We start from the raw sequence: 26,501 nt of genomic DNA, 5'->3' as shown, positions 1-26,501 counted from the left end.
ATCCCCTCTCCTAGTCAGTCGGATGCAGGAAAGAGTATTATGGTTTTTCAGTTCATGTACAATCAAAAGGCGCTGACTTCTAGCTATGACGCTACAATTGCGGGTTTATGTACCACCTCATCCCCTAATACAACACTGGCTGGCAGTGGCTCGTGATGCAGGCACGCCTTCAGTATTATTCCGCAGTGCGATGACTGAGTTGGGAAGATGGCTGACTTATGAAGCTGCACGTGACTGGTTGCCTACTCAAGAAACAGCAGTGCAGACTCCCTTGGATGCCTGTCCAGCAACTGTGATTGATGCACAAATACCAGTGGCAGTAGTACCAATTCTCCGGGCGGGGCTGGGATTGCTAGAGGGAGCGCAGACTTTACTGCCTTTAGCGTCGGTTTATCATCTCGGATTGGCACGAGATGAAGAAACGCTACAACCTCATTGTTATCTGAACAAGTTACCAGAAAAATTTCACCCCCAAACACGAGTGTTAGTTACCGATCCGATGCTGGCAACGGGAGGGTCGATTATGACAGCAATGGCAGAATTAACACAACGGGGCGTAGATCCAAGTTTAACGCGGATTGTTTGTGTGGTGGCGGCTCCACCAGCTTTGCAAAAATTGAGTGCTAATTATCCAGGTTTAATAGTTTACACCGCAACCATTGATGAAAAACTCAATAGCCAGGGGTATATAGTACCGGGATTGGGGGATGCAGGCGATCGCATCTTTGGGACTTAAGTTAGTATGCAGCTAGGATAGATTCATGGCATAACTACTGTAAGAGTTGCAAGATTGTTGAAGGCGGTAAACATATGAGTCAGCGAGATGGTTTTGCCAGTGGTTTTTTAGCAGGGGCATTTGTCGGTAGCGTATTTGGTGGTGTCATTGGCGCGCTGATTGCTTCTCGACGCGATTCGGAATTGCTAGCAGAGGAAGAAACAGAACAACCAGATAGCCAAGCCGAAGCCAAGAAAATAGCAGCAAAACGGCGTCAAATGAAAGCCTCAGAAACAGAGAGTGTTAGCATAGAAGTAGCTCGGCGATCGCTAGAAGACAAAATTGCCCAGCTAAATGCCACAATTGATGAAGTGCGAAAGCAGCTAGGAAATGTGAATGGCGGTTCACCACAAACAGTTGGCGATCGCTCTTTTCCTAAAGATTCCTAAACTTTGTGGAAGCATGATAAAAGTACCAAGTGTGGTAAATACTAAACCTGCAAACACCGTGACATAGACTAAATTAAAATCAATAGATAAGACCGCGTTTGAAACTTAGTAGGAAACCTTAGTAGGAAACCACGCTATCTATGGAATTACTGATTACCACTCTTGCTACTTTTACCCAGATTTATACTTTTTTGTTATTGATTCGGGTTCTTTTAACCTGGTTCCCGACAATCAACTGGTATGACCAACCATTTGCAGCTTTGAGTCAGATAACCGATCCTTACCTCAATGTGTTTCGGTCATTTATCCCCCCACTGGGCGGCATAGATTTTTCACCAATGTTAGCTATTCTACTTCTACAATTTGTAGGCGGATTTATCACTCGTCTAGCCTACGTTGTGTAATAGAAAATTTGCTGTTTGTTTGATGTTCAATTAGGGACTTCCAAGTAAAGAAATATTTCATTGCTGTTGTTCGCTGTTGACTGTTGACTGTTAACTGTGAATATGAGCCACTGAGGGTATGTAGGGGTTTCCCCATACCCTCAGTGGCTTTCAACAGTCTTTTATGGAATACTTTTTTGGAAGTCCTTAAAATTTATTTTACTTGGCAGTGGCTAAACGCCCTGCAAGCTCTAATAGTACTTAGCACTATTCATTGAGTCTTTTGCACAAGAGTGCTTTTTGCACTCTCGTGGTCAAAGGGATACATCTTTATTGGGGAAAGGGAAAATAATACCAAACCTTTCCCCGTTTCCCCTTCCTCTTTTCCCTACTTATCTTAGAAGTCTATTACTTCCGTACCGGAGCGCTAAATCCGGCTGCCTTAAACTGCTTGAGTTTTAATGGAGTAGGCTGATTTGCAGGTACAGAAATTCTCAATTCAAAATCGCTAACACCTGGTGGTATCTCAGCAATGGAACCAAGACGGGTGCGATTTTGCATTACTGAGTCATTGTTAGCATCATAGATGCGTCCATAAATATCTGCATCATAAACAGTTTTTTTAGTACCATTTTCTGCCTTGCCAATAACGATAAAGCAATTAGCAGCACCACTACCGCTACTAGTCACAGCTCCTTGTGCCAGTTCAGGGGGACAATCCTGATAAGAAATATCAAATAGTCTAATCTGTGTCAGCGCTAGAGCGGGGGGAGTAAGCACCCACGATAGAAGAGTGATGAAACAAGAAATCAAAACAACCGTGAGCGATCGCAACCGCATAAAAAACTCCGTAACTTAATTAAATAGTGATGTAACTGATAACCTCAGCTTACAACGGAATTACGGTTGATTGATGACAGTTGACTGATGACGGGAAACAGCAAATTTTTTCCTGTTTTTACCTGCAAGTCTCAGCATTATTGATTACACCCTAACAATAAGGGAACTTGAAAAAATAAATTATTCCGTTTCAGGTGCTTGATTGTTGACTGTTAACAGTGAACCGTCAATAGTCATCAGTATTCAGTAACAACGGAATATTTTTTACTTGCAAGCCCCTAGTCTTTAATCGAACTTCATATTATTAGAGGTAGATTGAAAACTTGAATTTAGCATTTGTAATAATTAAGTAAATAAACCCACGATTGCTATTAATTTTTATGACACCAGATGAGATTGAAACAGCTATGCAAGCAGCCTTTAATAGTTGTGATGCAGTTGGCTGTCCTCTCACTGACGCGCAGAAAGAGATATTATTGCAATTCGTTGAGCAAATTCAGGAAAATTCTCACTCTGGGCCGTCAGATGTTGCTAATCCCTTAGACGAACTTACCCCAGAGGAGTTAGAAGTTTTTTTAGAATTTGTGAAGACTCAAGAACAACGTAACCGTACTTGGAAAATACAATTACTCAATGATTGGCTGTTGGATAATGACTCTGGAACAGTACAATTTATCCGCCAACGCTACGGTTTAGAGTGGCTCAACCGTCTGGAGTCGTACCATTTTGATAAGTATTGTTATTTAGAAGATGTATTGAAGTTGAGAGTAGGCGATCGCATCGAAATTTGCAATGCATTGTGGGAATGGGTGCAAGCAGATGGCCCCTGTAAACCAGAGTGGTTTCCATCCATTGTGATTCAAATTAATGAAGTTAGCGATGTACGCCATAACTCCTGTACTAATTGCGTTGTCCGCTTCCTCAACGGCGCTGAATATGAAATTCAAGGAATCTACGAATGGAATCGCTATAACTGGCGCTGGTGTCAGAAGTAGGAGAAGTGGGCAGAGGCGGTTCGACTTCTCTACGAGACGCGAACGCTCACTAAGCGGGAGATGGGGGAGATGGGGGAGACAAGGGAGACAAGGGAGATGGGGAGATGGGGAGATGGGGAGAATATAATTCCCCAGTCAACACTCAACAGTCAACAGTCATCAGTCAACACTTCCACGCAATGCCCAAGCCAAAAACCTTTCAGTATGATACAAGGCTAATTGATTGCTCACACCATTAAAAACAGCATCAAAAGCGTGTTCTGCCCAAGGAATTTCTAGAAAAACCGCAGTGTTACCAGAACTATGTAAACTTTCGTACATCTGTTTTCCAAATTGAGGTTTTACCACATGGTCGCGACTGCCGTAAATTAATAAAGTTGGTGGTAAAGGATGCCTTAAGTAATTTATCGGTGAAGCAATTTGATATTGATTAGGCAATTCTTCTAACGAACCACCGAGAAATGCTTTTAAAACAGCGCGGTTATTAATAGGATCGGGACTTGGTGGTGATTTGTATCCTTCAGTTAAGTCAACAGGCCCGTAATAGCTGACCACAGCACGGATGGGTGGTGCATCCGGTTGATAAGCTGCTAGCATTGCTAAGTGTGCCCCGGCAGAATATCCTATAAGTACAAGATTTTCTGGGTCGGCTTCATATTCGGCTGCATGTTTGCGAATAAAATTGAGGGCTGTACGCACGTCATCCAACTGAGATGGAAATTGATATTGAGGTGCGTGTCGATAGTCGATGGCAAATACTGTATAGCCCTGCTGAGCTATATATTGATTGAATTCACTATTGGCGCTGGGATTGCCACGTTGCCAAGCTCCACCATAAATTACTATAACTGCTGGATATTTTCCCACCTCCTGCGGTTGGTAAACTTCCATTTTTAAAGGCACTCCCGCAGGATTCGCAAAGATAATATCTTTTTGCTGACGTGTTTTACCTAATGCAATACCCCGGAAAGAATTAACCAAGTTAAAGGGATGAGTTTGCATTTTGGCTTTTAATTGAACTGGGATTTTTTCTAGATAATCTGCTCCCAATGCTTGTTTCATCGCTCGCTCCATCTGCTTTTGAGTGAGTGGAATCTTCACTAACACCGAGCCACAAATTAGCAATCCGATGACATTGAAAATACAAATTAAAATCTGTACTTGACGGTAACGGATATAGAAAAAAGACAGCAATAAACAGAACAAATTTAATAACAATAACCAAGGACTTACTTCTGGCGCTCCCACTGCTAGAGTGAGTAAAAACATATTTGGAGCCGGAAGGATAATCCAAGAACTAAGGAATAGGCTTGTAAAAGCTAGTAATAATACAAGTATGGAAACAAGCGATCGCACAACAGCCATAACTCTTATGACAAAATAATATTTAAGTTTAAATGTAATTTATACAAATCACAGTTAAAGGATTTTTGCCATAATTTAAGGATAAATTAAGCAATACAATGGTTATTGATTACTGGGTAAGAATATAACACTAATATACATACCAATACCCTTGGGTTAACGAGCGTTCGTGGAAATAATTGCTCTTTGAAGACGCGATAAATCGCGTCTCTACATGAGGATTTTAGGTTAATCTAAACTGTATTGACATGTCCCCAACACCAAAATCATTTAGGATCATCTGAAAGTCAGAGACATTAGATAATTGGTGCATGAATTTTGGAATCAGTCATCTTGCCAAACCCAGATGATTTTGTAAAGCTTGGCGCATGACTTCTACAGGTATAGTTTCCTGCTGCAACCAGATTTTTAATGCTGCTACCCCTTGTTGGACTAGCATTTCTAAGCCATCAATGGCAATTGCGCCTTGTTTTTCTGCAAGCTTGAGAAATTGCGTTGGTTTAGGAGTATATATCAAATCATAGGCGATCGCACCTTGGGGCAATTGTGCTATTTCTTCTGCACTCAAAGGCGACTCATCAACTTTAGGATACATACCTATCGGGGTTGTATTGACTAGCAAATCTGCTTGGGGAATCAATTTTGCTAGTTCATCCCATGTACCGACTTGCAAATTCTGTTCTATAGCTGGATTACTCCAACTATCGCAAAATGCTTGTAATTTCTGCACATTGCGTCCCAATACATAAATTTTGGCAAAACCTAGTTGATGACAACCTGCCACAACTGCCCTAGCTGCACCACCATTGCCTAAAATTACCGCTACTTTTTGACTCCAATTTTGCTTATACGTTGTCTGCAAAGGCGCAATAAATCCTTCAATATCTGTATTTGTACCTAACCATTTGTGATTTTTGCGGCTAACAGTATTTACTGCTCCAATAGTTTGAGCAATAGGAGTAATTTCTGACAGCAGAGGGATAATTGCTTGTTTGTGGGGTATCGTCACACTAAAGCCCACTATATCAATAGCGGCGAAACCTGCGATCGCAATTTCCAAATTTTCTGGTGCGATGGAAAAAGGTAGATAAACATAATCTAATCCCAAATTAGCGATCGCTGCATTATGCATCACCGGCGACAGTGAATGTTCCACCGGATAGCCAATTACTCCTAAAAGTTTAGTTTTCCCTGTAATTAATTTAGTCATTTGTTATTGGGCATTGGGCATTGGGCATTGGGCATTGGGTATTGGGCATTGGGCATTGGGGATGGGAAGAGGACAAGGTAGACAAGGTAGACAAGGTAGCAATCTTTCTCCCTTGTCTCCCTTGTCTCCCTTGTCTCCCCCATCTCCCCATCTCCCCATCTCCCTCATCTTCCTCATCTCCCCATGCCCCATGCCCAATCCCCCACTTACTCTACAATTATTAAAGGCTACTTCACATTTGTTTAAATCATGCAGGCAACTACAGCCCCCTCTACAACTCCAATTCCTGGTAAATATTGGCAGTGGCGCGGGCACAATGTTTACTATGTACATGCGGGAGAAAAGCAAGCTCAGCGTCCGCCTTTGCTTTTAGTACATGGATTTGGTGCTTCCACTGACCACTGGCGCAAGAATATCACAGGATTGTGTCAAGATTTTGAAGTGTTTGCCATCGACCTTTTAGGATTTGGGCGATCGGCAAAACCAAAATTACAATACAGTGGTGACTTATGGCGCGACCAACTTCACGATTTTATCAGTGAAGCGATCGGCCAAAAAGCTATCTTGGCTGGTAATTCTCTTGGCGGTTATGCAAGCTTGTGTGTTGCAGCACAACGTCCTGATAGCGCGGCTGGCTTAGTGTTACTCAATAGCGCCGGGCCTTTTAGCGAAAGCCAACCTACACCGGAACCTGAAGCTTTACAAAGCCAAATTCAGCTTCCCAAACAACCCTCTTCTTTACAAAAACTCTTGGGTGACTCGGTTAAATGGATGTTTCAACAACCTTTAGCCCAATTTCTACTATTTCAATACGTGCGACAACGTTGGGTTATTCGCCAAACTTTAGAAAAAGTTTATCTTGACAAAAGCGCAATTACAGACCAATTAGTAGAAGAAATTTATCGTCCAGCTTACGATCCTGGAGCATTGGATGTGTTTGTTTCTGTTTTTAGTACGCCTCAAGGTGAAAAAGTCGATACCTTACTAAAGGAATTAACTTGTCCTTTGTTGCTGCTATGGGGAGAAGCAGATCCTTGGATGAATGCTAGAGAACGTTCTCGCAAGTTTCGTCAATATTATCCTCAACTTACAGAACATTTTCTAGCCGCCGGTCATTGTCCCCACGACGAAATACCCGATAAAGTAAACCAAGTTTTACGCGATTGGGTTTTGTCTGTTTCGTAGTGATAAATGCTGATTAGAGACGCAATTTAAGCGTCTCTAAAAAAGTTTAAAAACTCAAAATATATACTATATTTGAAATTATTTAACTATATATGATTTAACTTCTTGTTCTAGGCGATCGCTAATAATTTCTGTTCCAATACCTGGTCGATCTAAATTCACCCTCACAAAATTAGTGTTGTCTTCTGCACTGAATTTTTTATCATTATTGGAATCTTTAAGAATCTTGATAAAAATAGCGTTTTGGCTGGGAACAACAACCCAATTAAGAACTTGTGTATTGTTTGGGGTAATTTGCTGGATATTCTTACCCGATAAATCAGAAATATAACCAACAATGGCATCATCGATGTTAATTTTTTTATCGCCGTTTGTATCTTGGTCAATAATTTTATATAACCAAATTCTTGTAACCGCTTGATTTGTCGTTTTCACTTCTAGAAAATCAAAGGAGTTAATAAGGGCTTTTTTATTTAATAAAAGGTGAGCTTCGCCATCTTGTTTGCGATAAAATACAATGTTATACAAACTGCTACTTTTTCCATAAGAACGTGAAACACTTAGATTATTGTCCTGATTTCTATCCTGGTCTGTAAAATTAACTGGAATCATTAAATAATCAGACTGTTCCTTAATAATTAAATTACCATAGATAATATTTGATTCTGACTTTTTTTGGTCGGTTGCTTTTGCCTGTTCGCCGTTTCTGGTAACTTCGGGTTCACAGGAAAAAGAAACTAAGCCTATGATAATAGCTGTAGCAATTTTCTTTAAAAGGGTATATTTTTTCATAAATCTTTCACAGCAGAGTATGTTGCTGTTCCATTTTATTCGCTGTTATAAAATTCCCAAGAATTTTATGTAAATTTAGAGAATATCATAATCAAGAGGTAATAAGCAACAAATTTGACAGTCTCTTAATATAGTGATTTAAAAATCATGACTTAAAGGTTGTTTGAAAAGTACTTGGCTGTAATTTTAGATATCTATTTATCCCTCTTAACTTCAACTTAACAAGGGATAAACTGAAATCAAAGTTATTCTTTTTAAGCTATTAGACTTCTTGCAGAAGTTGGGAAAAGGGTAAGGGGAAAGGGGGAAAGGTTTGGTATTTTCCCTTTCCCCAATAAAGATGTATCCCTTTTCCCACAAGAGTGCAAAAAGCAATTGATTGCAAGAGGTCTATTTATTACCTAAATCTTTCTCAACAAAAGTGACAGTATTCACTCACATTGGATCTGGTAAATATATCTTTTTTCTACTTCTATGCTTAAAAACAAAGACTTGTATCTTGATTTTGGAGCTAGGTTGTTTCCCCTACACCCTACATAGTGTTCATGTGAGGTAACTACAAACTCATAGTTGAATGTCATGAAAAATTTACCAAATATTTTGGTAAATACCTACTTTACTGGTAAAATCTCTACATCCTAATCCCTTTTACTCTCTGTTTACGTAAACCTACCGGAGAATGATAAATTTCCATCCTTGGAAACGCTCTGGGCGATTCTTTGCGGTTATTTGTTTCCAGGTATGGATTATGCCAGTGATGGGGTTTCATTTCAAACTATGACTTTTATGAACAGAAGAAGACTTATTGCTTGGATGGCTACCGCAGCTGCCAGTATGATGCTGGTAGTTGGGTTGCAGTTCGTCAAATTATCACCAGCAAACTCAGTAACTACACTCAATGTGTATGCGGCTGTCAGCTTAACAAATGCGCTCAATAGCATTAAGACTCAGTACCAAAATGCTAACCCCGGTATCACTATTAATTATACATTTGGGGCCTCTGGTACTTTGCTCAGCCAAATACAAGCAGGAGCGCCGGCAGATATTTTCATTTCTGCTGCTGCTGACCAAATAGATGTTTTACAAAATGCAAGCCCAAGTAAATTGGTTGCAGGTAGCCGTAAAAACATTGTCAAAAACCGTCTAGTTTTGATAGCCCCTACAACACCTCCTGTGAGTGCTGGTAGTGCTGCTCTCAATAGCTTCAATGGTTTGACCAATGCCAACATTACTGGTATAGCCATAGGTGACTACACAGGGAATCCGCCAGTTGTCCCAGCAGGAAATTATGCCAAACAAGTTCTCACCAGCCGGAGTATTTTCACCACTCTCAGTCCTAAACTTTACCTTGCTAGCAATGTACGTAACGTTTTAACTGCGGTTGAAAATAAAACTCTTGTAGTTGGAGGTGTAAATAAAACTATTGATGCAGGTATCGTTTACAAAACTGATGCTGCCATTTCTAACAAAGTCAGAGTCGCAGATACTTCTTTGATAGCAGAAAGCGACCCGATTGTTTACCCACTGGGTATACTCACCAGAACTACAGTTTTAACGACTGCACAAAGTTTTTCTAACTATTTGAGTGGTACTACTGCTCAGAATATCTTCCGAAATAACTATGGATTTCTTGCACCTTAATCACTACAAAGTAAATCAATTAAGTAGTTGTTGTCTTGAATTTTGAACTATTTGGAGTCATGTTTTGTGAAGTTTACTCAAAAACTCTCAATTATTGTTTGTAGTCTGACTACTGCCTTCCTTCATACTGCTGTGATTACCAATACTTATAAATCAGCTGCACAAGCGGAAGGACAAGAATTAATTATTAACGGCAGCTTTGAATACGACGATCTTGTCAATCCTAATGAACCCGACACTCTAAATCCCAACGTTACGGGATGGATTAAATCTGGTGATTCATTAGCTGCATCAGGTATTAGAATTAGCAACTTTCCTAGCACTGGTAAGCAAGGTTTATCACTTGGTGCATTCTCAGACATTGGTTACATATCACAGACCATTCCCACAGTTCGCGGTCAACACTACCAACTTACCTACTATTTAGCATCCATAGAAGAAGCACCTGACCTCAAGAATAAATTTAAGGTCTTTATCGGTGGAAAGAAGGTTTCAGTGAAAACTGATACTTCTTTTCAGGCTTATACGCAATACACGGTAAATTTCAAAGCAAAAGGAACATCTACTGAAATCAAGTTTGGTTCCAAAGCCAAGTATGCGTTTTTATATTTGGATGATGTGAGTGTTAAAGCTACGCCCGAACATCCTGGAGAAAACTATGGGGATGAAGTCATAGATGATGAAGATGAATAAAACATCTGGTTTTTATCGTCCATGAATTGGGAATTGTAAATTGCTATGATGTCTGGCTCTACAGTTTTGATAATGCCTTGTTTAGAGCCAGCATTAATTAACCGTTTACGCAAATAAAATTGCAGAGATTTGGAATTATTTGGAGTCAAGTTTGATGAACTTAAGTAAAAAACTCTCAATTATTGTTTTTAGTGCTACCACTACCTTAGCTAGCACTGCTGTAATCTCTGGTACTTACATTCCAGCAGCACAAGCACAATACGATCCCAACTATGTTTTAGATCCCAGAGATATTGTTTTTAATGGAGGATTTGAACTCGATCCCCTTGTAGATCCTAACAATCCCAATACTACAAATCCGAATATCACAGGATGGAATAAAATTGGCGATCCCATCAATACATCAGGAACTAGAATTAGTAATTTTCCTCAAAGTGGTAATCAGGGTTTATCACTTGGTGGGTTTGTAGACCTGAGCTACATATCACAGACACTTTCTACACAACCTGGTCAGCAATACGAACTGAGTTACTATCTAGCATCCATAGCTGAAGCTCCCGATCTTGATAATCAGTTCCAAGCATTTATTGGTGGAAATAAGATTTTCGATGAAAAAAACATATCTTTCCAACCATACACTCAATATAAATTCAACTTCACAGCAGATTCATCATCCACAGAGTTAAAATTTGGCAATGTGGATAGATATGCATTTTTGTATTTAGATAATGTGAGTGTCAAACCTGTACCTGAATCATCAACTATTGGAGGAATAGTGGTTGCAGGATTATTAGGAATTTGGTTGAAGAAAAAGCGATCGCTTTCACTACCGCCTGATAAACTCTCTCAGTAATTGATATTTAAGTCGCAATCAAAGAGGGCGGGCAAGATGCCCACCCTACAAGATATTAAGAAAATTTTCATCTGCAAATTAGATGTGTTTTAGCCGATCGAGTATTTTGTGAAATAGTATTACACCCTAAAACTCTGTTTAACAATCACTTGATGTCTTACATCATCTAGGGATAATCAGTTGTGATTGCTGCATCTTTGGCAAAATCCCAAAAGCCTCTTCTCCCCTGCCCCCTGCCCCAAAATAAGCCAATCCTCAGTTCGTATTTGCAAAACAGAAAAACTATTTGTAAAAGAGGCTAGGCATCAAAGAATTTGTATGTTATATTCATAAATGACCGAAAAAAATGGCTCAGTAGCTCAGTTGGTTAGAGCACGGGACTCATAAGCCTGGGGTCGTTGGTTCAAATCCGACCTGAGCCACTTATGAAAAACGATAATATAAGGGTTTCAGCTTTCAGTTATTGGTGGACATGGAAGCTGAATCTTTGTTTTAACTCTCTTTGACTATCCAGTGACTATCCAAAATAGTCAAAGGATTCCCATTAAAATTGGTATTGAAGTATCTAAAGACGATCTTAGATTAAGATTTCCTAGAGCTTGCTTTAATGGAAATCAGAAATACTTATCTGTGAATTTAGCTGACACTCCAGACAACCAAGTTGTTGCTGAACTAAAGGTACACCAAGCTGAGTTAGATATGATTTACTCATGGCTCTCAACGGTTCTGTACTACGTATTTGCTTACACATTGAGAGCTTTTTTTTACTGCACAACCGACTTTTCAAGCATCCTCTTAGATAGCCGTAAAATCTCCTCAGTGGCTATGCTGTCGCTTGTTATATGCTTTACCCTAGTAAGCGTGCATTCATGTAGGCAAACAGATATGATATCAGCACCTTATCTGCTGACCGATCCGTTTTTGCAGCTGCCAACTGAAAATTCAGTGCGAGTAGTTTGGTTTACCGAGTTTGCTGGTACTCAACATACAGTGTCCTACGGTGAAAACCTCCAACAAATCGCTAAAGCAAATACTATCAAACTCAGTCGCACACGTGAAGACCAAAAATCAAGAGTTGGAAACCAAACGCAAGACAACCAAGTTTATCAAAAACCGGTCAGACGTGACATTTGGCGACATGAAGCCGAGGTAACTGGATTAACTCCTGGGATACGAGTAAACTATCGCGTTACAAGTGTGCGGGAAGATGGCGAAACTATTAGCAGTGATGTTTTTACTCTTGCGGCTACTCCAAAACCCGGTACACCATTAAAAATTTTGCTGACCTCAGACCATCAATTAAAGCCGATGACATCTGCAAATCTGCAAAAGGTAGTAGAAACTGTTGGACGAGTTGATGCGGTATGGTTTGCTGGTGATTTGGTCAATGTTAGCGATCGCGCCTCGGAATGGTTTGATGATAATAGCGGTGGTGCGCTGTTTCCTGGTTTACAAGGTCGCGCTAAATACGAAATAACCCACAATGGTGTTAAAACAACCTACACTGGTGGGCAAATAATTCAACATACACCCATGTTTACTTGCATTGGTAATCATGAAGTCATGGGACGATATGCTAGAACTGGCAGTTTAAATGATGAATTTGATGATACTATTCCTCAGGCAATTGCCCAAAAATTATACCCTGATAAATCTCTCATCGATAATTCTTTTAACACTATTACCTACGAAGAAATTTTCACTTTACCGACAAGCCAAGAAGGTGGAAAAAAATATTACGCAGTTACCTTTGGAGATGTACGTCTCGTAGTATTATATATTACAAATATGTGGCGTCCTCCCAGTTTAGATGGGAAGCGTAAAGGTAGATATGAAGAAGCAGAAAAAGATTTGCATAACCCAGAAAATTGGGGATACGGACAGGTAATTTATGAACCAATTGCTAAAGGTTCCCAGCAATATAATTGGCTAGAAACAGAACTCAATAGCCCTGAATTTCAACAAGCAAAATACAAAGTTGTAATGTTTCATCATCCACCTCATACTCTTGGTGATAATATAGTTCCCGCCTATACAGAACCAGTACAAATAATTGAGCGAGATGGTGATAACATTAAGGCTGTGCGTTACGAATATTCCAAAGGTGCAGATTATATCATCCGAGATGTTGTACCTTTGTTAGAAAAAGCTAATGTGCAATTAGTATTTTATGGGCATTCTCATTTGTGGAATCGCTTTGTTAGTCCCAGTGGAATGCACTTTTTAGAAACATCTAATGTTGGTAATACTTACGGTGCGGCTTGGGGTGATAGGAAACGAGAAGTGCCAACTAATTATCAAGAAGAGTATGTTCAACTCGGCGATGCCAATGGTTTAGTACCGATTGTACCAACAATTGCTCCTTTGTTAGGTGAAGATGCAAAACCGATGCCTTATATTGCTAGTAATGAAATTACAGTTTTTAGTATCTTTGACACAGCAACAGGTAGCATCGCTAGTTATCGTTTTGATACTCGTAAGCCTGATTCAGAAGTAGTAAAGTTTGATGAATTAGTCATTAGTCATTAGTCATTGGTCATTAAAAAATAATTACCAATTATAAAAAACTAATGACAATCAAATAAAGCAAGTGTATGAAAATGCACTAACGTCTTTTAAGTGCTAAAGTCAGCCCATCTGCAATGGGGACAAGAGAAAGAATTACGCGTTCGTCATGGTATAACTTTTCGTTTAATGCCCTAATTGCTTGGGTACTTTCATCTTGGAATTGTGGGTCAGCAACGTGTCCTGACCACAAAACATTATCAATGGCAATTAATCCGCCTGGACGGACTAATTGTAGCGATCGCTCATAATATCCTTCATAATTTTCTTTATCAGCATCGATAAAGGCAAAATCAAATGTCTCCGCTTGCCCAGTTGCTAACAATCGATCTAAAGTTTCCAAGGCTGGTGCTAAATGCAAATCGATTTTATGGGCTACCCCAGCTGCTTGCCAATACCGTCTGGCGATCGCAGTAAATTCTTCACTCACATCAGCCGCAATAATCTTACCATCATCTGGTAGCGCCAAAGCTACAGAAAGTGAGCTATAACCCGTAAATACACCAACTTCCAGGGTTTTCTTCGCTCCAATCAGCTGCACCAAAAACCTCATAAACTGCCCTTGTTCTGGCGAAATCTGCATTGTCCCATTGGGATGGTTCGCGGTTTCTTGACGCAACTTCCAAAGAATTTCTGGTTCTCGCAGCGATACGGATAAAAGATAATTGTATAGTTGGTTATCAAGACCTATGGACTGTTTTGGCATGGTAAATGAGAAAATTTAGGGAATCTACAGTTATACTATCGCTGATTAGGGGTTTCTGAGGATTAATATGGTGCGGTTGCTTTTAACAGTAATATTGTTGGTGCTATTGACGGCTTGTGGCACCATTGGATTGTTACCAACTAGCGAGTTAGTGCAAAAAGCGATCGCACTAGACTTAGAACAAACTCAACAAAAGCTTAATCAGCAGTTGGATCTAGATTTTCAAGGATTTGAAATCAAGCGGCTATCAATTACCCAAGAACAACCCCTAACTATTGAAAATTTACCAGCTTTTCGCGTTCAAGGAACATACGACTTAATTCTTAAGTTACCAAAACGAAGCTTAACACAACCAAAAAAACCCTTTAACCTTTACTTGCAAATTCAGCAAGAAGGCAAAACTTGGCGACTGTTGCTTCCAGATAAAAATAGTAAAAATACTCAACCAATTTGGCGTAGTTATCTCATTCAATAACTAATAGGCAATAGGGATGGTTTTAGATGATGTTGGAAAATGCGAATAGAATTCGCTACTACACAAACATTTGCGTAGCGTCTCGCAGAGAAGTCCACGGAGGTGGACTAACGGGAAATTAAGGTTTTGTCTGTGTAGCCGCGACTTCTAGTCGCCAAGGCAACTTAGTTTCTTTTTTTAAGATAGTTTGATTTTATTGTACGAACTTATTTAGTTCTGAATTTTGAACTTGTTAATCTTAGTATATGTGCAGCTATAAAAACTATCACAAGCATTTGTGTTACTAATTTTTACAAAAAGGTACAAAAGATACTTAGCCTATTTGGTGTAGCCATCTCATGCAAAAGATGGTGTGTGCAATAAAAAAAAGCATCACAATTATTTCAGTAAAACTGCTGGGCTATAGTCACGATAAAAATATAGCAATCATGTTTCAATTGCGAACAATATCGATGTTGACTGTTGACAGTCAACATAATTCGTAATTAATAAGGAAAAAAATACGCCATATTAATTCTGAATTCTGAATTCTGAATTCTGAATTCTGATTCTCAAATGATAGTTTCATCGGAGACAATACAAAATGTATATTAACTTTTTTATCAGTTCCATTGCCAGCATTGTGATTGTGGTGCTGGCTGCTTTTGGCTTACTCCAATGGTTGCACATACCTGCTGGTAGCTTTCTGGACTGGGTGATTGGCGGTGCGAGTTTTTGGTGGCTGTTGGTAATTGTGACCGTACCGTGGAATGTGCATTTTCAAGCTAAAGAAGTATTAGCAGAAGCAGCACAATCTAGGGAAAAAGGAATTCCAGTCGATGAAAAACAAGTGAAGTATGTCACAGTTTTGGCAAAGCGATCGCTTTGGGTTGCCATTGCTTTACACTTACTCTCAGCCGTTGGCCTTTATACTCTGGCTGTCACTGGTATTAGTACAGTGGGATATGTGAGTTCTGGTGCAGCTTTGTTATTAACAATTCTGCGTCCAGCGATTCGGGCTTATGAGTATTTATATGCAAGGTTAGCGATGATACGCCAAGAATGGAAGTATCCCCGCGAAGATATTATGGAATTGCGCGATCGCTTTTACAATTTAGAACAAAAAGTGCAATCTTTAGAGGATCAACTGAATTTAGAACAACCATCTTCATTACCAGCAACTCAACAACGTTTTGCTGAAGAAACTCGCAGAGATTTAGCCAGAGTTGTGGCTAATTTAGAAGAATTACGCGCAATCAATCACACAGAACATGAACGTTTAGGAAGAGAAGCTAGAAGTGCGATCGCTCAACTTTCAACTGATGGACAATTTCTCGATCATGTACGAGAAATCATTCGATTTTTTAAATCAGCCTGAATTCTAGCTATATTTCGTAAGCCTGCAATAAATGTTCGCCATTAAAATGAATGAGATGAGTTGCATCTTCAGCAACCCAAACATCTGTTTCCCAAGCAATCTCTGGTAGGTATTCTACCATTGCTTTGCGACTGAGAAATGTTGTTACCATAACTAAAGGGATTTTGACGCCTCTAAATAGAGATTCCAAATCCTTCTTTCGTTTTGCATTAATTGGCCCGTGTGAAGTTACAGCTTCAATTAGCACTAACCAATTATTTGTTGTCAAGTGAATAATTACATCTGGCATTTTGCCATGAGAATCAATAGTAACGCCTAAATCCGTTAATGCTGCTTCATCGAAATGTGTGAATTTTTCATCGGTATCACCAACATAAATTAGCTTTCCACCAGGAGTAAAACGTGGAGCGAAATCGTTAATAATTTTTTCAATCAGAATATTCTGACCACCTGGTGATAAAGTTTTAATATCTCCTGCAATTACGATCGGAATACGGGACATTTCCCGTTCTTGTGCATACTGCTTTTTGAGAGTTTCAATGGAAGCGAGGTAAGTGCTTATGCTTTTTTCCCATTCATTAGTACCATAGGTTCGTAATAATTCGAGCGCACTTTCTTCAATTTGATAGACAGTTTTTGGACTGTTGATAGGGCGGCTCAGATTATCTGGATTTGCAACTATCAAAGCAGCATCTAGAAATTGATGTACTGTTTGGCGGCGAACTGTTTTTCGTGTATTGGGCTTATAAGTTTTACCATAATGCTCAGCCATAAAGTCCATTATTGGCGTAATTCCCATTAAAGGAGAAGTCGCTAAATCCCAAGAGTCTGTCGGTTTTAAGTCAAGTAACGCCAGAAGGGTTAAAGCTGAGCGTTCGTTAAGCTGTCGTCGTGGAAAGCCCAATTGCCTTAATATTTGCAGTGCTTCGTCAATTCGAGACTTAATTTTGATGGGATTTTTGTCGGACTGATTTGACATATTAAATAACTTATTTTGCACAAGTAGATCGATTTCGCACCCAGAGGGAAAGCGTTCTTTAATCTCCGTTCCTAAAGACAATAATTGTTCTAATGTCGGATACTTTAATTTTCGCAAATCTGTTGCATTTACTTGAGTATGTCCATTAAACAACCGAAAAAATAAATCAACTAAAGTTGAATTAAGATAAACTACAAGCCCACAAGCCAAGGTATGGCTAAGACCGCGCCCATCTTTATGAAAATAATTCAAATGATTTTCAAAGCCGACATAATCACAATCAAATATTTCTGCATTATAAATTACTGCAACAATTCGCCTTTTTTCTTCTTTTGAAGAAAATCTTTTACAGAGGACATAATGCTCATTTGGCACTAGAATTTTCTCTGTTTGTTCTACATGCAATATAGCTTGTGGCTTTTTGGTTATTCTTGGATATTCTATATATACATTTGAAAAATTTAAAGGACAGTCAACACCAAAATTCTCATAAATAAAATAGGATTGCTATATCAAGTTTATGAGATTTATCAATAGCACAAAATACCACATAAACTGTAGTTACTCAAAACTCAAAGTAGTCCTGCTGATTCATACAATCGTTTCACCATTGCTGTAATTCTTGCACCATAATCTAAATCTGCTGACCAACGTCCTGATAGTTGGTCAATTAATGGTGCAATTCCTCGCGTTACAAAGCGAAATCTAGGGTCTACAACTTCCTGTACCAAAGGTTCTAAACTAGCGTAAGCTTTTAAATGTTGCACGTGTGCCCTGACTCCAATTCTGGCACTGGGAAAAGATGCAGCCTCAGAACCACCACCAATGGCACCCAAGCCAGCAAAGTTATTTTGTTCGGGTTTAATATCACTACCAAATCTTAAAAATCCAGTTTCTACACACATTTGGCAAAAGGCAATATCATAATTTACCCCTTCTATACCTGCTTCCTCCCGATAAAGTTTTGCGATATCGGGAAACTTTACCAAAGCATTTTCATTATTATTTCTGAGGAATAATTGTAACTGTATTTCTGAGGTATTACCGTTTGAAATTATCCGGTCTAATTGACCAGTACAAACTATTAAATTCGATCGCAAGCTGACGGTACGAGTTGTAGCATCCCAGCTGACTGCAATATTAAAATCTCGGAGTTCGATGGCTTTGACATACACGATTCTCCGATAAGTAATTCGATTGACATTTGGTGCTTTTGATAAATCTATTCGCAGACGGTCTACTAAATCAATGGGAATGTAAGCATTACCATTAACTAAAATTCCTTGCTCGGAATAATTTTGCCCGTTAATATTAATATTAATTGCTGGGTAAGTTGGTTCTGTGGGAGTTCCCGTAGGGTCAATTACACGACTCCAAGATACCAAGCCGTCAGCAATTCCCAAAGCAAAATCACGGCGACGACTTTGCAGCAAAGCCCGATCCTCTGGACTGCTGAGAAATCCCACTTGCATTAACAAAGCCGGAAGCGTTGTGCGGCGACAAAATGCCAAACTACCCAATCCACTGTCTGTATCTGGCTTGACTCCGCGATTTGGTAATTGGGGTACGCGGCGCAACAGTGCCACGAGTAACTGTTCGGCATTGGTTTTGCGTTCAGTATTATTAGCAATGTGAAACACACTCGCCCCACGTACAGCAGGACTGGTAGCTGCATCAGATTGAATTTCTAGCGCCACATCACCCCGGCGTCCACGGGAATTGATCCAGGCGATGGTGTCGGCAGCACTTAAATCGTCGGGAACTGCTAAAATTTCAAAATTCCGCGCCCGCAATTCCGTAACAATCAAATCCCGCAACAAAATCATTTCTTTAGCTTCAGTTGTACCACCAGCGATCGCACCCGGATCGATTCCTCCTGCTTCTTTGCCTCCGTGAGCCGCCGATATAAAAATACGTCCCATCTACAGTATTTCCTCTGATAAAATTAAACGTAAGCAATTTTAGATATAATTGGTGGCTTTGCAACAACAATATAATAGCTATCAGAAGTCGAAAGTAATTTGTCCTTTGTTATTTCTCCAAAGTTGATAGCGAGGGACTGGGGAGATGCGGAGGTGGGGAGAAAGTAATTCTTCTTTCCCCCAATCTCCCCATCCCCTTATCCCCCCATCCTCTTCCCCAGTCCCCAATTCCATGCAAATCCCCCGCTTACACCCAGACACAATTGAAGAAATTAAACTCAGAGCTGATATTGTCGATGTCGTCTCTGAGTACGTAGTTTTACGGAAGCGAGGGAAAGATTTTGTCGGGTTGTGCCCGTTTCATGATGAAAAATCTCCCAGCTTCACTGTCAGCCAAACCAAGCAAATGTATTATTGCTTCGGCTGTCAAGCCGGGGGAAATGCCATCAAGTTTGTTATGGAGTTGGGAAAGCGTTCTTTTGCTGAGGTGGTGCTGGATTTAGCACGGCGTTACCAAATACCCGTACAAACCTTAGAACCCGAACAACGCCAAGAATTACAGCGTCAGCTGTCTTTGCGGGAACAATTATATGAAGTTCTGGCTTCTGCGGCGCAGTTTTATCAACACGCCCTCAGACAATCCCAAGGGCAAAAGGCAATTGCATATTTGCAATTTAACCGCAAATTTAAAGAAGAAACAATACAGCAGTTTGGTTTGGGTTACGCCCCCGCAGGTTGGGAAACTCTCTATCGCTACTTAGTGGAAGACAAACGCTATCCAGTGCAACTGGTGGAAAAAGCCGGCTTGATTAAACCACGCAAGGAAGGGGGCAGTTATTATGATGTGTTCCGCGATCGCTTAATGATTCCCATCCGCGATGTCCAAGGACGCGTTATTGCTTTTGGCGGTAGAACTTTAACTGAGGAACAACCGAAATATTTAAATTCCCCAGAAACCGAACTTTTTAGTAAAGGGAAAACATTATTTGCCCTGGATCTAGCCAAAACCGGGATTTCGCAACTGGATCGAGCCGTTGTGGTGGAGGGTTATTTTGATGCCATCGCCCTCCACGCTGCTGGAATTAATAACGCCGTCGCCTCCCTGGGTACAGCCTTAAGTTTAGAACAAGTGCGGCTAGTATTACGCTACAGTGAATCGAAACAATTAATACTCAACTTTGATGCTGATAAAGCCGGAACCAATGCAGCCGAAAGAGCGATCGGCGAAATTGCCGAACTAGCATATAAAGGAGAAGTGCAGCTAAAAATTCTCAATTTACCTAATGGCAAAGATGCTGATGAATATTTGCGCGAACAAACACCAGAAGATTATGTTCAACTATTAGCAAATGCACCCCTTTGGCTAGACTGGCAAATTCAACAAATTATTCAAGACCGTGATTTAAAACAAGCTACTGATTTTCAACAAGTCACTCAGCAAATAGTTAAATTACTCAAAAATATCGCTAACAGCGATACCCGCAATTATTATGTTTCTTATTGTGCAGAAATCCTCAGTTTAGGCGATGCTAGACTTATACCGCTACGAGTGGAAAATTTATTAACTCAAATTGCTCCTTTTGCACCTACATATTCCAAACCCGTATCAGCAAAAAAAGCATGGGGAACTAGCGAAAAAGTTTCCCCACTCCCCACTGAACGCAGTCTTTTAGAACATGCAGAAGCATTATTACTGCGAATTTACTTGCATTGTCCCGAACAGCGTCAAGTAATTATTGAGGAACTAGAAGAACGAGATTTGCAATTTAGCCTTTCCCACCACCGATTATTGTGGCGACAAATTTTAGAAATGGCCGTTGAACAAGTAGATTTAATTTCGACTCTACAAAATAGATATTTAGAATTATCAGAAGACCTGGAATTAGTATCGCATTTATTTCATTTGAACGAAAAAACTACAAAAGAAATACTTCGCACTCCGCAGGTAGTTCAAGCGGCGATCGCTTGCATGGATTTGGTCATGCTAGAAAAACGCTATCGACACTTTCTAGAACTATGGCAGCAAACCGATCCGGAAACCGAACCAGAAAAATATCAATCCTATTATCAGGCTTTTTACACTGAAAAACTCAAACTGCAAAAAATAGACAGACAACGCCTATTTTCCATCACAGAATTGTTGTAGTTATTTCTTGCTAGCACGATTGCCGTGTTAACAGAAAAAATTATATCGACTCCATACAGCATTCTCTTTAGATGATAACAGGACTTACGCACAGGCAACGGAAAATCTAACCACAGAGGACACAGCGAAAAGTCGGAGCGCCGGCTTCCGGCGTACACCGAAGGGGTTGCCGCAGGCATCTGAACTTTTCAAGACAGAGGACACGGAGGAATAAGAGCAAGAGAGAGTTTTTGCGTAAGTCCTAGATAAGTAGCTCAATCTAAAAAAAAACTTCATACGTAGATGTCAATAAATGTAGTGGACTGACACAGCTAAAATAGTGCATTAATAAACTCTTGTGGGGTGGGCATCCTGCCGGCCCGGACGGGTGAGGACACCCATCCCACAATAAAATCTATTGCAACATTTTAGCCTTGTCACGCCACTACCATTGTTTTATGTTTAATTAACCCTCTTGTGTCACTCTCGGAAAACAATAATCTCAGCAAGATTCTGAAACTACACCTGTCAGGGTGGGGAGGTGGGGAGATGAGGATAATAATTCTTAACTTCTAACTTTTAACTCCTAACTCTTAACTCTTAACCTCAGTCACCATGCCCCATGCCCCAATTAATTCAACGGTTCCATAATGACTCTTAAGCCTTTACTAGACAGTGTTTTGAGCATTTCTTTAGCGTTGTATTCGCTGTCAAAAACTCCTGCTTGCATTACTTTTTGACCTTGCCAAACTGTGGGAAAGGCACCAGGAGCAAGCGATCGCACTAAGTCTCTATCTTTATCTGTTATTAATGTCACTACTATGCGATAACGTATACCGTAATGTGTTCCGGTGTTGCCTCTGTAAGAGATAGTTGTAGAATTTGCAACTGGTATTTTTGGCACATTGGGAGTATCAGTAACTGGCAAAGGTGTTTCATTGCCTAAAGCAGTAGGTTGTAGTATTGGTAATGATTGCTGCGTTTGATTACCTGTGTTGGGTATTGCTGGCTGGGGTGCAGTAAATTCAATGGTGTTTGGATCGATTTGCACGTAATTAAACTGTGCTGGGGTGGAATTTACAACTTGATTAGTGGAGATTTGCCTAGCTCTCAAGGTGCTAGAAGTGGGAAATCCAGCAACTTGAGGGCTTGGTGGTTGTTGAGTGGATGTAGGAGGCGAAAGCGTTACACTTGCTGGTTGCAATGGCAACAGTTGGCTGTTTAATTGTGCAGGAACAAGATCATTGGCTGAAATACTGTTACTGGTTTGCTGGGGAGTCGGGGGCGATGAGGATACTGACTCAGGAACAAGATTATCTGCTGAAATATTATTACTGGTTTGAGTATTAGTGCTTTGTGAGAGTTCAGGAGCCGAAAAAGTGATTTCGCCGGACGGTGGTATTTCTGCTATCTCGTTGTTGGACACAGGGGTAGGGTAAGAATTTTCAGCTACTACTGCTGTTGTACCGTTGAGATCGACATTACCAGCAATGCGATCGCTCCCCAAGTTATTGCCAGCAGCAGAAATCACTTGCTTGGCAGCACTGGCGTTAATATCGTAACGGCCATTATTTTGAAATTGATTACCCCCTGGTTCTGATGCGTTGCCTAAATCTGGCATTGCTTGGGCGATGGCTACTAAACCATCTTCTTTACTATCTTGAATAAGATTATTCCTTAAAACCGGGCGAGCATTTGCTTGGACTATGATTCCCGACCTATTATTCTGAATTTGATTGCTTGTAACAACAGGTGCAGCATTTTGGGCAATATTAATGCCAAAGCCGGTTTCCTGAAAGATATTTTCCTTCACTTGGGGACGGGAGTTACCAGCAATTGTGATGCCATTAGCGCCATTGCCCTGGAAGTAATTTTTGCTAATCAAGGGGGCAGCATTACCACTGACGGAAATTCCATCTTGGATATTACCCGTAAAGGTATTTTCCACAACCACCGGATTAGTAGATTCAATCCACAAACCATAACCACGACGGTTTGAATTTGTCAGCGTCACCCCAGTTAGCACTGCTTGGTTTGCTGCCACAATTGTTACATTTTGACCGCCAAAACTGCGGCTGAGGTAATCACCACCTCCTTGAATGATGACATCCTTACCGCGATCGCCCGGATTTCCTTGAATGGAAACACCTGGTTTTAGCATTAAAGGAAATACCTCTCCCGTCTCAGTGCTATAAGTACCAGGGGAAAGGATAATTACCGTATTGGCCTTGGCTAATCGCAGCGCTTGAGTAATGGTTTTTACCGGAGCCGATTCACTACCATTACCTGCACTGTCGTCGCCAGCATTGGCATTGACAAATACCACATTCCCCTGAATATTGCTGGTTTCACCTATGGGTGCGGAATCTGGTGTCGATGGCATCTGAGCGATGGCACTATCCACCCTTGTGAGTTTGAAGCTAAAAGTAACAATCAGTACATAAAAACTTAAAACTAACAGCTTTTTCGCTTCGAGAAACTTTTGTTTTCTTTGCAAAAAATATACATTTTGGTACGTACTAAACCCAAAATAGGGAATCATTTTTAACATAACTCCTCCAAGTATCAATAAATTCTTATACTTTTAGACACCACTATGCCGATAATATTACCCACATATTGGTCTATTGGCGACTAATCAACCAAGAAAGTGTCAATAGCACACAATACTTGTCGGGTTTTGGGGAAAAGGGGAAAGAAAAAACCTTTACCCTTTACCCTTTAACCCCTTCGGGGTTCGCCAGTCGCTCATGGGGGAAACCCCCAAGACCGCGCTGGCTCACCTTTTCCCAAAACCAAATTCCGAGTTGAAAATGCACAAAGCGAGCAGTATTGCAATAGCACACAGTTCTGTGCGCCCCGACAACAGTTTAGCGATCGCGCCCCATGATTTACCGCACAAATACCTTATTTTTTCTCAGCGCAACCTTCTAAAACCTTATTTCCCAGGATAAAAATTGCCGAGTAGGGATACTCTTTATCTGACATTCCATCGCTACAAGTATCAACTTTTTTGATAATTAAGATGTTGTTGCCTTTACCTTGGAGTCGGTAGACTCGCAGTAAATCTGCGGGACTAGCTTCTGCTTTTAAGGGTGCAACATAGGAAAAGGTTTGTTTTTTGACATCTGGTGACGAATAAACAATTCCTCTCTTGCTCACAGTAACACTCCAAAAAGGTTCTGTACCCCTAGCGATGAATTCTTCACTTTTAATCGTTTGGGCAATTTTTCTATGAATCAAGAATTCATTAGCAGTGCTGGGGGTGTTAGCTAGTAAAGTTGCACCCAATCCAAGCAGAGAAACACAATAAATGAAAGTTCTCATATATAAAGAATTTATGCCTATTAAATGGAACAATTCTACATTATTTATGACATATATTAATACTATTTTAGTTTTCAAGAATATCGGTGTTGACTGTTGACTGTTGACTATTGACTGTCAATAAACCTAACACGTAATATTTCACAAATGATTCGGGATTGCTTACCTACAATGCGTTTCGGTCACCATGATAATATCGGCGTTGTGTAAGTCTTACCATATAGAGTGAATAAAATAAAGGTACAAAAAGTAATGAATAAGTCACTTTCTCGGTTAGAAGTGAAAAATATTAGTAAATCATATTCTGGGCGTGTGGCAAATCATCAGATAAATTTGGCAATTCAGCCAGGAGAAATTCATGGAATTTTGGGGGAAAATGGAGCGGGTAAGAGTACTTTAATGAAAATTATCTATGGCTTGGTGCGTCCGGATGCTGGTGAGATTTTTTGGCAAGGGCGACAGGTTAATCTTAATAGTCCACAGTCGGCGATATCTCTGTCAATTGGAATGGTATTTCAGCACTTTAATTTATTTGAAACCCTGACTGTTACAGAGAATATTGCCCTGACGCTGCCTCGTAGCGAAAAATGGGATTTATCACGAGTTGCCAAAAGAATTCTCACTTTATCAGCAGTATACGAACTAAACATAGACTGCGATCGCCCTGTCCATACTCTTTCAGTTGGTGAAAAACAGCGCTTAGAAATTCTCCGGTGTTTATACCACCGTGCAAAATTACTGATTTTGGATGAACCAACGGCAGTTCTCACTCCTCAAGAAACAGAAAGACTCTTCGCGACTTTAAGGCAAATTGCCTCTGATGATTGCAGTATTTTATTCAGTAGTCACAAGTTATTAGAGGTGCAATCTCTGTGTAGCCATGCTACAGTTTTGCGTCACGGTGAAGTTGTTGCTAATTGTAACCCCAAGGCAGAAACACCAGCCAATCTAGTCAGGATGATGATTGGTGCTGATGTGCAAGGAATTGGAGACTCTTTGCTGGGGACTGGGGAAGAAGATGAGAGAAAACAAGAATTATTTTCTGCTTCATTGACCTCACCTTCTGATGGGCATTTAATAACTACTAAAAAACCCAAACAGCAACCACCAGGGCCAGTTTGCTTGCTGGTTAAGGATTTACATCTTAAACCCCAAAATGCTTACGGTACAACCTTGCAAAACATTAATTTAGCAATTCACACTGGTGAAATCGTTGGTATTGCCGGAGTAGCAGGCAACGGACAAACAGAGTTAATATCAGCTTTGAGTGGTGAAATCATCTCTCCTGAGGCAGAAATGATTATGTTAGGTGAAATGCCCATAGGCAAAACTAATGTTGCCCAACGTCGCCGCTTGGGATTGGGATATGTTCCAGAAGAACGTTTAGAAAAAAGTGTAGTGCCAAATTTCAGTTTACTAGAAAATGCTTTGTTGACAGCCCACGGCCAGGGATTGTTACGCCAAGGAGTGATTCGCTTTAGCAAATTAAAAACCTGGACTCAACGAATTTGTGATGCTTTCGATGTTAATCCAAAACAAGTAAATTCTATTGCTGCTAGTTTATCGGGGGGGAACTTGCAAAAGTTTATTATGGGGCGGGAGATATCCCAAAATCCAGCAGTATTAATTGCAGCCCATCCGAGTTGGGGTGTAGATGTAAACGCCACTGCCAAAATTCATGAAGCATTAATTGAAATGCGAGATACCGGTGCAGCAGTGCTAGTGATTTCTGAAGATTTGGATGAATTGTTTGCATTGTGCGATCGCATTGGTGCAATCTATAAAGGACAACTTTCACCTTTCAAAGCAATTCCAAATACTCACCGCGATGAAATTGGTAGCTGGATGGGAGGGTTTGGTTTTCATTAAAGAAGGGAATAGGTAACAGGTAACGGGCAATAGTTTTCTATTATCGCTTTGGGGA

23 protein-coding genes and 1 tRNA gene are annotated in these 26,501 nt (G+C 40.3%); 14 read left to right on the top strand and 10 right to left on the bottom strand.

Features of this window, described 5'->3' with window-relative positions; all coding sequences use genetic code 11:
• Positions 1-85: 85 nt before the first annotated feature.
• The 3 genes from upp to VF06_RS35470 all read left to right on the top strand — a co-directional run bounded on the left by upp (position 86) and on the right by VF06_RS35470 (position 1,568).
• On the top strand, positions 86-736 hold the full coding sequence (gene upp / locus VF06_RS35480; protein WP_099071432.1) for a uracil phosphoribosyltransferase: 651 nt from the start codon (positions 86-88) through the stop codon (positions 734-736).
• Between the two features lie 74 nt (positions 737-810).
• The gene (locus tag VF06_RS35475) at positions 811-1,164 is read left to right on the top strand and encodes a ssl2009 family thylakoid membrane protein (protein ID WP_099071433.1); all 354 of its coding nucleotides are present in this window, start codon (positions 811-813) and stop codon (positions 1,162-1,164) included.
• A 140-nt stretch (positions 1,165-1,304) separates the two neighbouring features.
• Complete coding sequence (locus VF06_RS35470) at positions 1,305-1,568, top strand: YggT family protein (protein ID WP_099071434.1); 264 nt, start codon at positions 1,305-1,307, stop codon at positions 1,566-1,568.
• 387 nt (positions 1,569-1,955) lie between these two features.
• Here the strand turns inward: VF06_RS35470 and VF06_RS35465 are convergent, their stop codons facing one another.
• The gene (locus VF06_RS35465; protein WP_099071435.1) at positions 1,956-2,387 is read right to left on the bottom strand and encodes a biotin carboxylase; all 432 of its coding nucleotides are present in this window, start codon (positions 2,385-2,387) and stop codon (positions 1,956-1,958) included.
• Positions 2,388-2,767: 380 nt separating this feature from the next.
• On the opposite strand from VF06_RS35465, the gene VF06_RS35460 reads away from it, so the two are divergent.
• Positions 2,768-3,382: a hypothetical protein gene (locus VF06_RS35460; protein WP_099071436.1), complete on the top strand. Its 615-nt coding sequence runs from the start codon at positions 2,768-2,770 to the stop codon at positions 3,380-3,382.
• Positions 3,383-3,541: 159 nt separating this feature from the next.
• On the opposite strand, the gene VF06_RS35455 is transcribed toward VF06_RS35460, so the two are convergent.
• The 3 genes from VF06_RS35455 to VF06_RS41705 form a co-directional block, all read right to left on the bottom strand.
• Positions 3,542-4,747, bottom strand: coding sequence for an alpha/beta hydrolase (locus tag VF06_RS35455; protein ID WP_099071437.1), 1,206 nt, complete (start codon positions 4,745-4,747; stop codon positions 3,542-3,544).
• Between the two features lie 328 nt (positions 4,748-5,075).
• Positions 5,076-5,957 carry a shikimate dehydrogenase gene (locus VF06_RS35450; protein ID WP_099071438.1) on the bottom strand — a complete coding sequence of 294 codons (882 nt, stop codon included), beginning with the start codon at positions 5,955-5,957 and terminating at the stop codon, positions 5,076-5,078.
• Positions 5,950-6,108: a histidine kinase gene (locus tag VF06_RS41705; protein WP_180267958.1), complete on the bottom strand. Its 159-nt coding sequence runs from the start codon at positions 6,106-6,108 to the stop codon at positions 5,950-5,952. Before VF06_RS41705 ends, VF06_RS35450 begins: the two co-directional genes overlap by 8 nt.
• Before the next feature lie 98 nt (positions 6,109-6,206).
• Here VF06_RS41705 and VF06_RS35445 point away from each other — a divergent pair, with 98 nt between their 5' ends.
• On the top strand, positions 6,207-7,142 hold the full coding sequence (locus VF06_RS35445; RefSeq protein WP_099071439.1) for an alpha/beta fold hydrolase: 936 nt from the start codon (positions 6,207-6,209) through the stop codon (positions 7,140-7,142).
• A 78-nt stretch (positions 7,143-7,220) separates the two neighbouring features.
• On the opposite strand, the gene VF06_RS35440 is transcribed toward VF06_RS35445, so the two are convergent.
• Positions 7,221-7,934: a hypothetical protein gene (locus VF06_RS35440; RefSeq protein WP_099071440.1), complete on the bottom strand. Its 714-nt coding sequence runs from the start codon at positions 7,932-7,934 to the stop codon at positions 7,221-7,223.
• Between the two features lie 786 nt (positions 7,935-8,720).
• Here VF06_RS35440 and modA point away from each other — a divergent pair.
• From modA to VF06_RS35415, 5 genes are all read left to right on the top strand, one after another.
• Positions 8,721-9,575, top strand: coding sequence for a molybdate ABC transporter substrate-binding protein (modA, locus tag VF06_RS35435; RefSeq protein WP_244918107.1), 855 nt, complete (start codon positions 8,721-8,723; stop codon positions 9,573-9,575).
• Between the two features lie 66 nt (positions 9,576-9,641).
• On the top strand, positions 9,642-10,268 hold the full coding sequence (locus VF06_RS35430; RefSeq protein WP_180267567.1) for a DUF642 domain-containing protein: 627 nt from the start codon (positions 9,642-9,644) through the stop codon (positions 10,266-10,268).
• A 154-nt stretch (positions 10,269-10,422) separates the two neighbouring features.
• On the top strand, positions 10,423-11,121 hold the full coding sequence (locus VF06_RS35425; protein WP_099071442.1) for a DUF642 domain-containing protein: 699 nt from the start codon (positions 10,423-10,425) through the stop codon (positions 11,119-11,121).
• A 348-nt stretch (positions 11,122-11,469) separates the two neighbouring features.
• Positions 11,470-11,543: transfer RNA gene (locus tag VF06_RS35420), tRNA-Met, on the top strand.
• 463 nt (positions 11,544-12,006) lie between these two features.
• Entirely contained in the window at positions 12,007-13,650 is a 1,644-nt protein-coding gene (locus VF06_RS35415; protein WP_099071453.1) for a purple acid phosphatase family protein, read from the top strand.
• Positions 13,651-13,726: 76 nt separating this feature from the next.
• On the opposite strand, the gene VF06_RS35410 is transcribed toward VF06_RS35415, so the two are convergent.
• Positions 13,727-14,392 carry a class I SAM-dependent methyltransferase gene (locus tag VF06_RS35410; RefSeq protein ID WP_099071443.1) on the bottom strand — a complete coding sequence of 222 codons (666 nt, stop codon included), beginning with the start codon at positions 14,390-14,392 and terminating at the stop codon, positions 13,727-13,729.
• A gap of 67 nt (positions 14,393-14,459) precedes the next feature.
• On the opposite strand from VF06_RS35410, the gene VF06_RS35405 reads away from it, so the two are divergent.
• Positions 14,460-14,867 (top strand): hypothetical protein, encoded by a 408-nt coding sequence (locus VF06_RS35405; protein WP_099071444.1) that lies wholly within the window; start codon positions 14,460-14,462, stop codon positions 14,865-14,867.
• Positions 14,868-15,450: 583 nt separating this feature from the next.
• Positions 15,451-16,224, top strand: a complete 774-nt coding sequence (locus VF06_RS35400) for a hypothetical protein (protein WP_099071445.1) — start codon at positions 15,451-15,453, stop codon at positions 16,222-16,224.
• 7 nt (positions 16,225-16,231) lie between these two features.
• Here VF06_RS35400 and VF06_RS35395 read toward each other — a convergent pair whose 3' ends face one another.
• Both VF06_RS35395 and tftA read right to left on the bottom strand, forming a co-directional pair.
• On the bottom strand, positions 16,232-17,578 hold the full coding sequence (locus VF06_RS35395; protein ID WP_244918108.1) for a BsuBI/PstI family type II restriction endonuclease: 1,347 nt from the start codon (positions 17,576-17,578) through the stop codon (positions 16,232-16,234).
• Positions 17,579-17,775: 197 nt separating this feature from the next.
• Positions 17,776-19,125, bottom strand: coding sequence for a hormogonium tapered terminus morphoprotein TftA (gene tftA, locus VF06_RS35390; RefSeq protein ID WP_099071447.1), 1,350 nt, complete (start codon positions 19,123-19,125; stop codon positions 17,776-17,778).
• 232 nt (positions 19,126-19,357) lie between these two features.
• On the opposite strand from tftA, the gene dnaG reads away from it, so the two are divergent.
• A complete protein-coding gene (dnaG, locus tag VF06_RS35385; RefSeq protein ID WP_099071448.1) occupies positions 19,358-21,271 on the top strand; it encodes a DNA primase in 1,914 nt (637 codons plus the stop codon).
• A 610-nt stretch (positions 21,272-21,881) separates the two neighbouring features.
• On the opposite strand, the gene VF06_RS35380 is transcribed toward dnaG, so the two are convergent.
• Together VF06_RS35380 and VF06_RS35375 are read right to left on the bottom strand one after the other, a co-directional pair.
• Positions 21,882-23,792: a DUF1565 domain-containing protein gene (locus VF06_RS35380; protein ID WP_099071454.1), complete on the bottom strand. Its 1,911-nt coding sequence runs from the start codon at positions 23,790-23,792 to the stop codon at positions 21,882-21,884.
• 365 nt (positions 23,793-24,157) lie between these two features.
• A complete protein-coding gene (locus tag VF06_RS35375) occupies positions 24,158-24,577 on the bottom strand; it encodes a COG3650 family protein (RefSeq protein ID WP_099071449.1) in 420 nt (139 codons plus the stop codon).
• A gap of 252 nt (positions 24,578-24,829) precedes the next feature.
• Between VF06_RS35375 and VF06_RS35370 the strand changes: the two genes are divergently transcribed.
• Positions 24,830-26,446, top strand: coding sequence for an ABC transporter ATP-binding protein (locus tag VF06_RS35370; protein ID WP_099071450.1), 1,617 nt, complete (start codon positions 24,830-24,832; stop codon positions 26,444-26,446).
• The last annotated feature ends 55 nt before the right edge of the window (positions 26,447-26,501 follow it).

It is taken from the genome of Nostoc linckia z4 (assembly GCF_002608075.1).
GTDB classification, from domain to species: Bacteria; Cyanobacteriota; Cyanobacteriia; order Cyanobacteriales; family Nostocaceae; genus Nostoc; species Nostoc linckia.
Note: the sequence above shows the minus strand (reverse complement) of the source record. Positions and strands in the feature narration are given on the sequence as shown.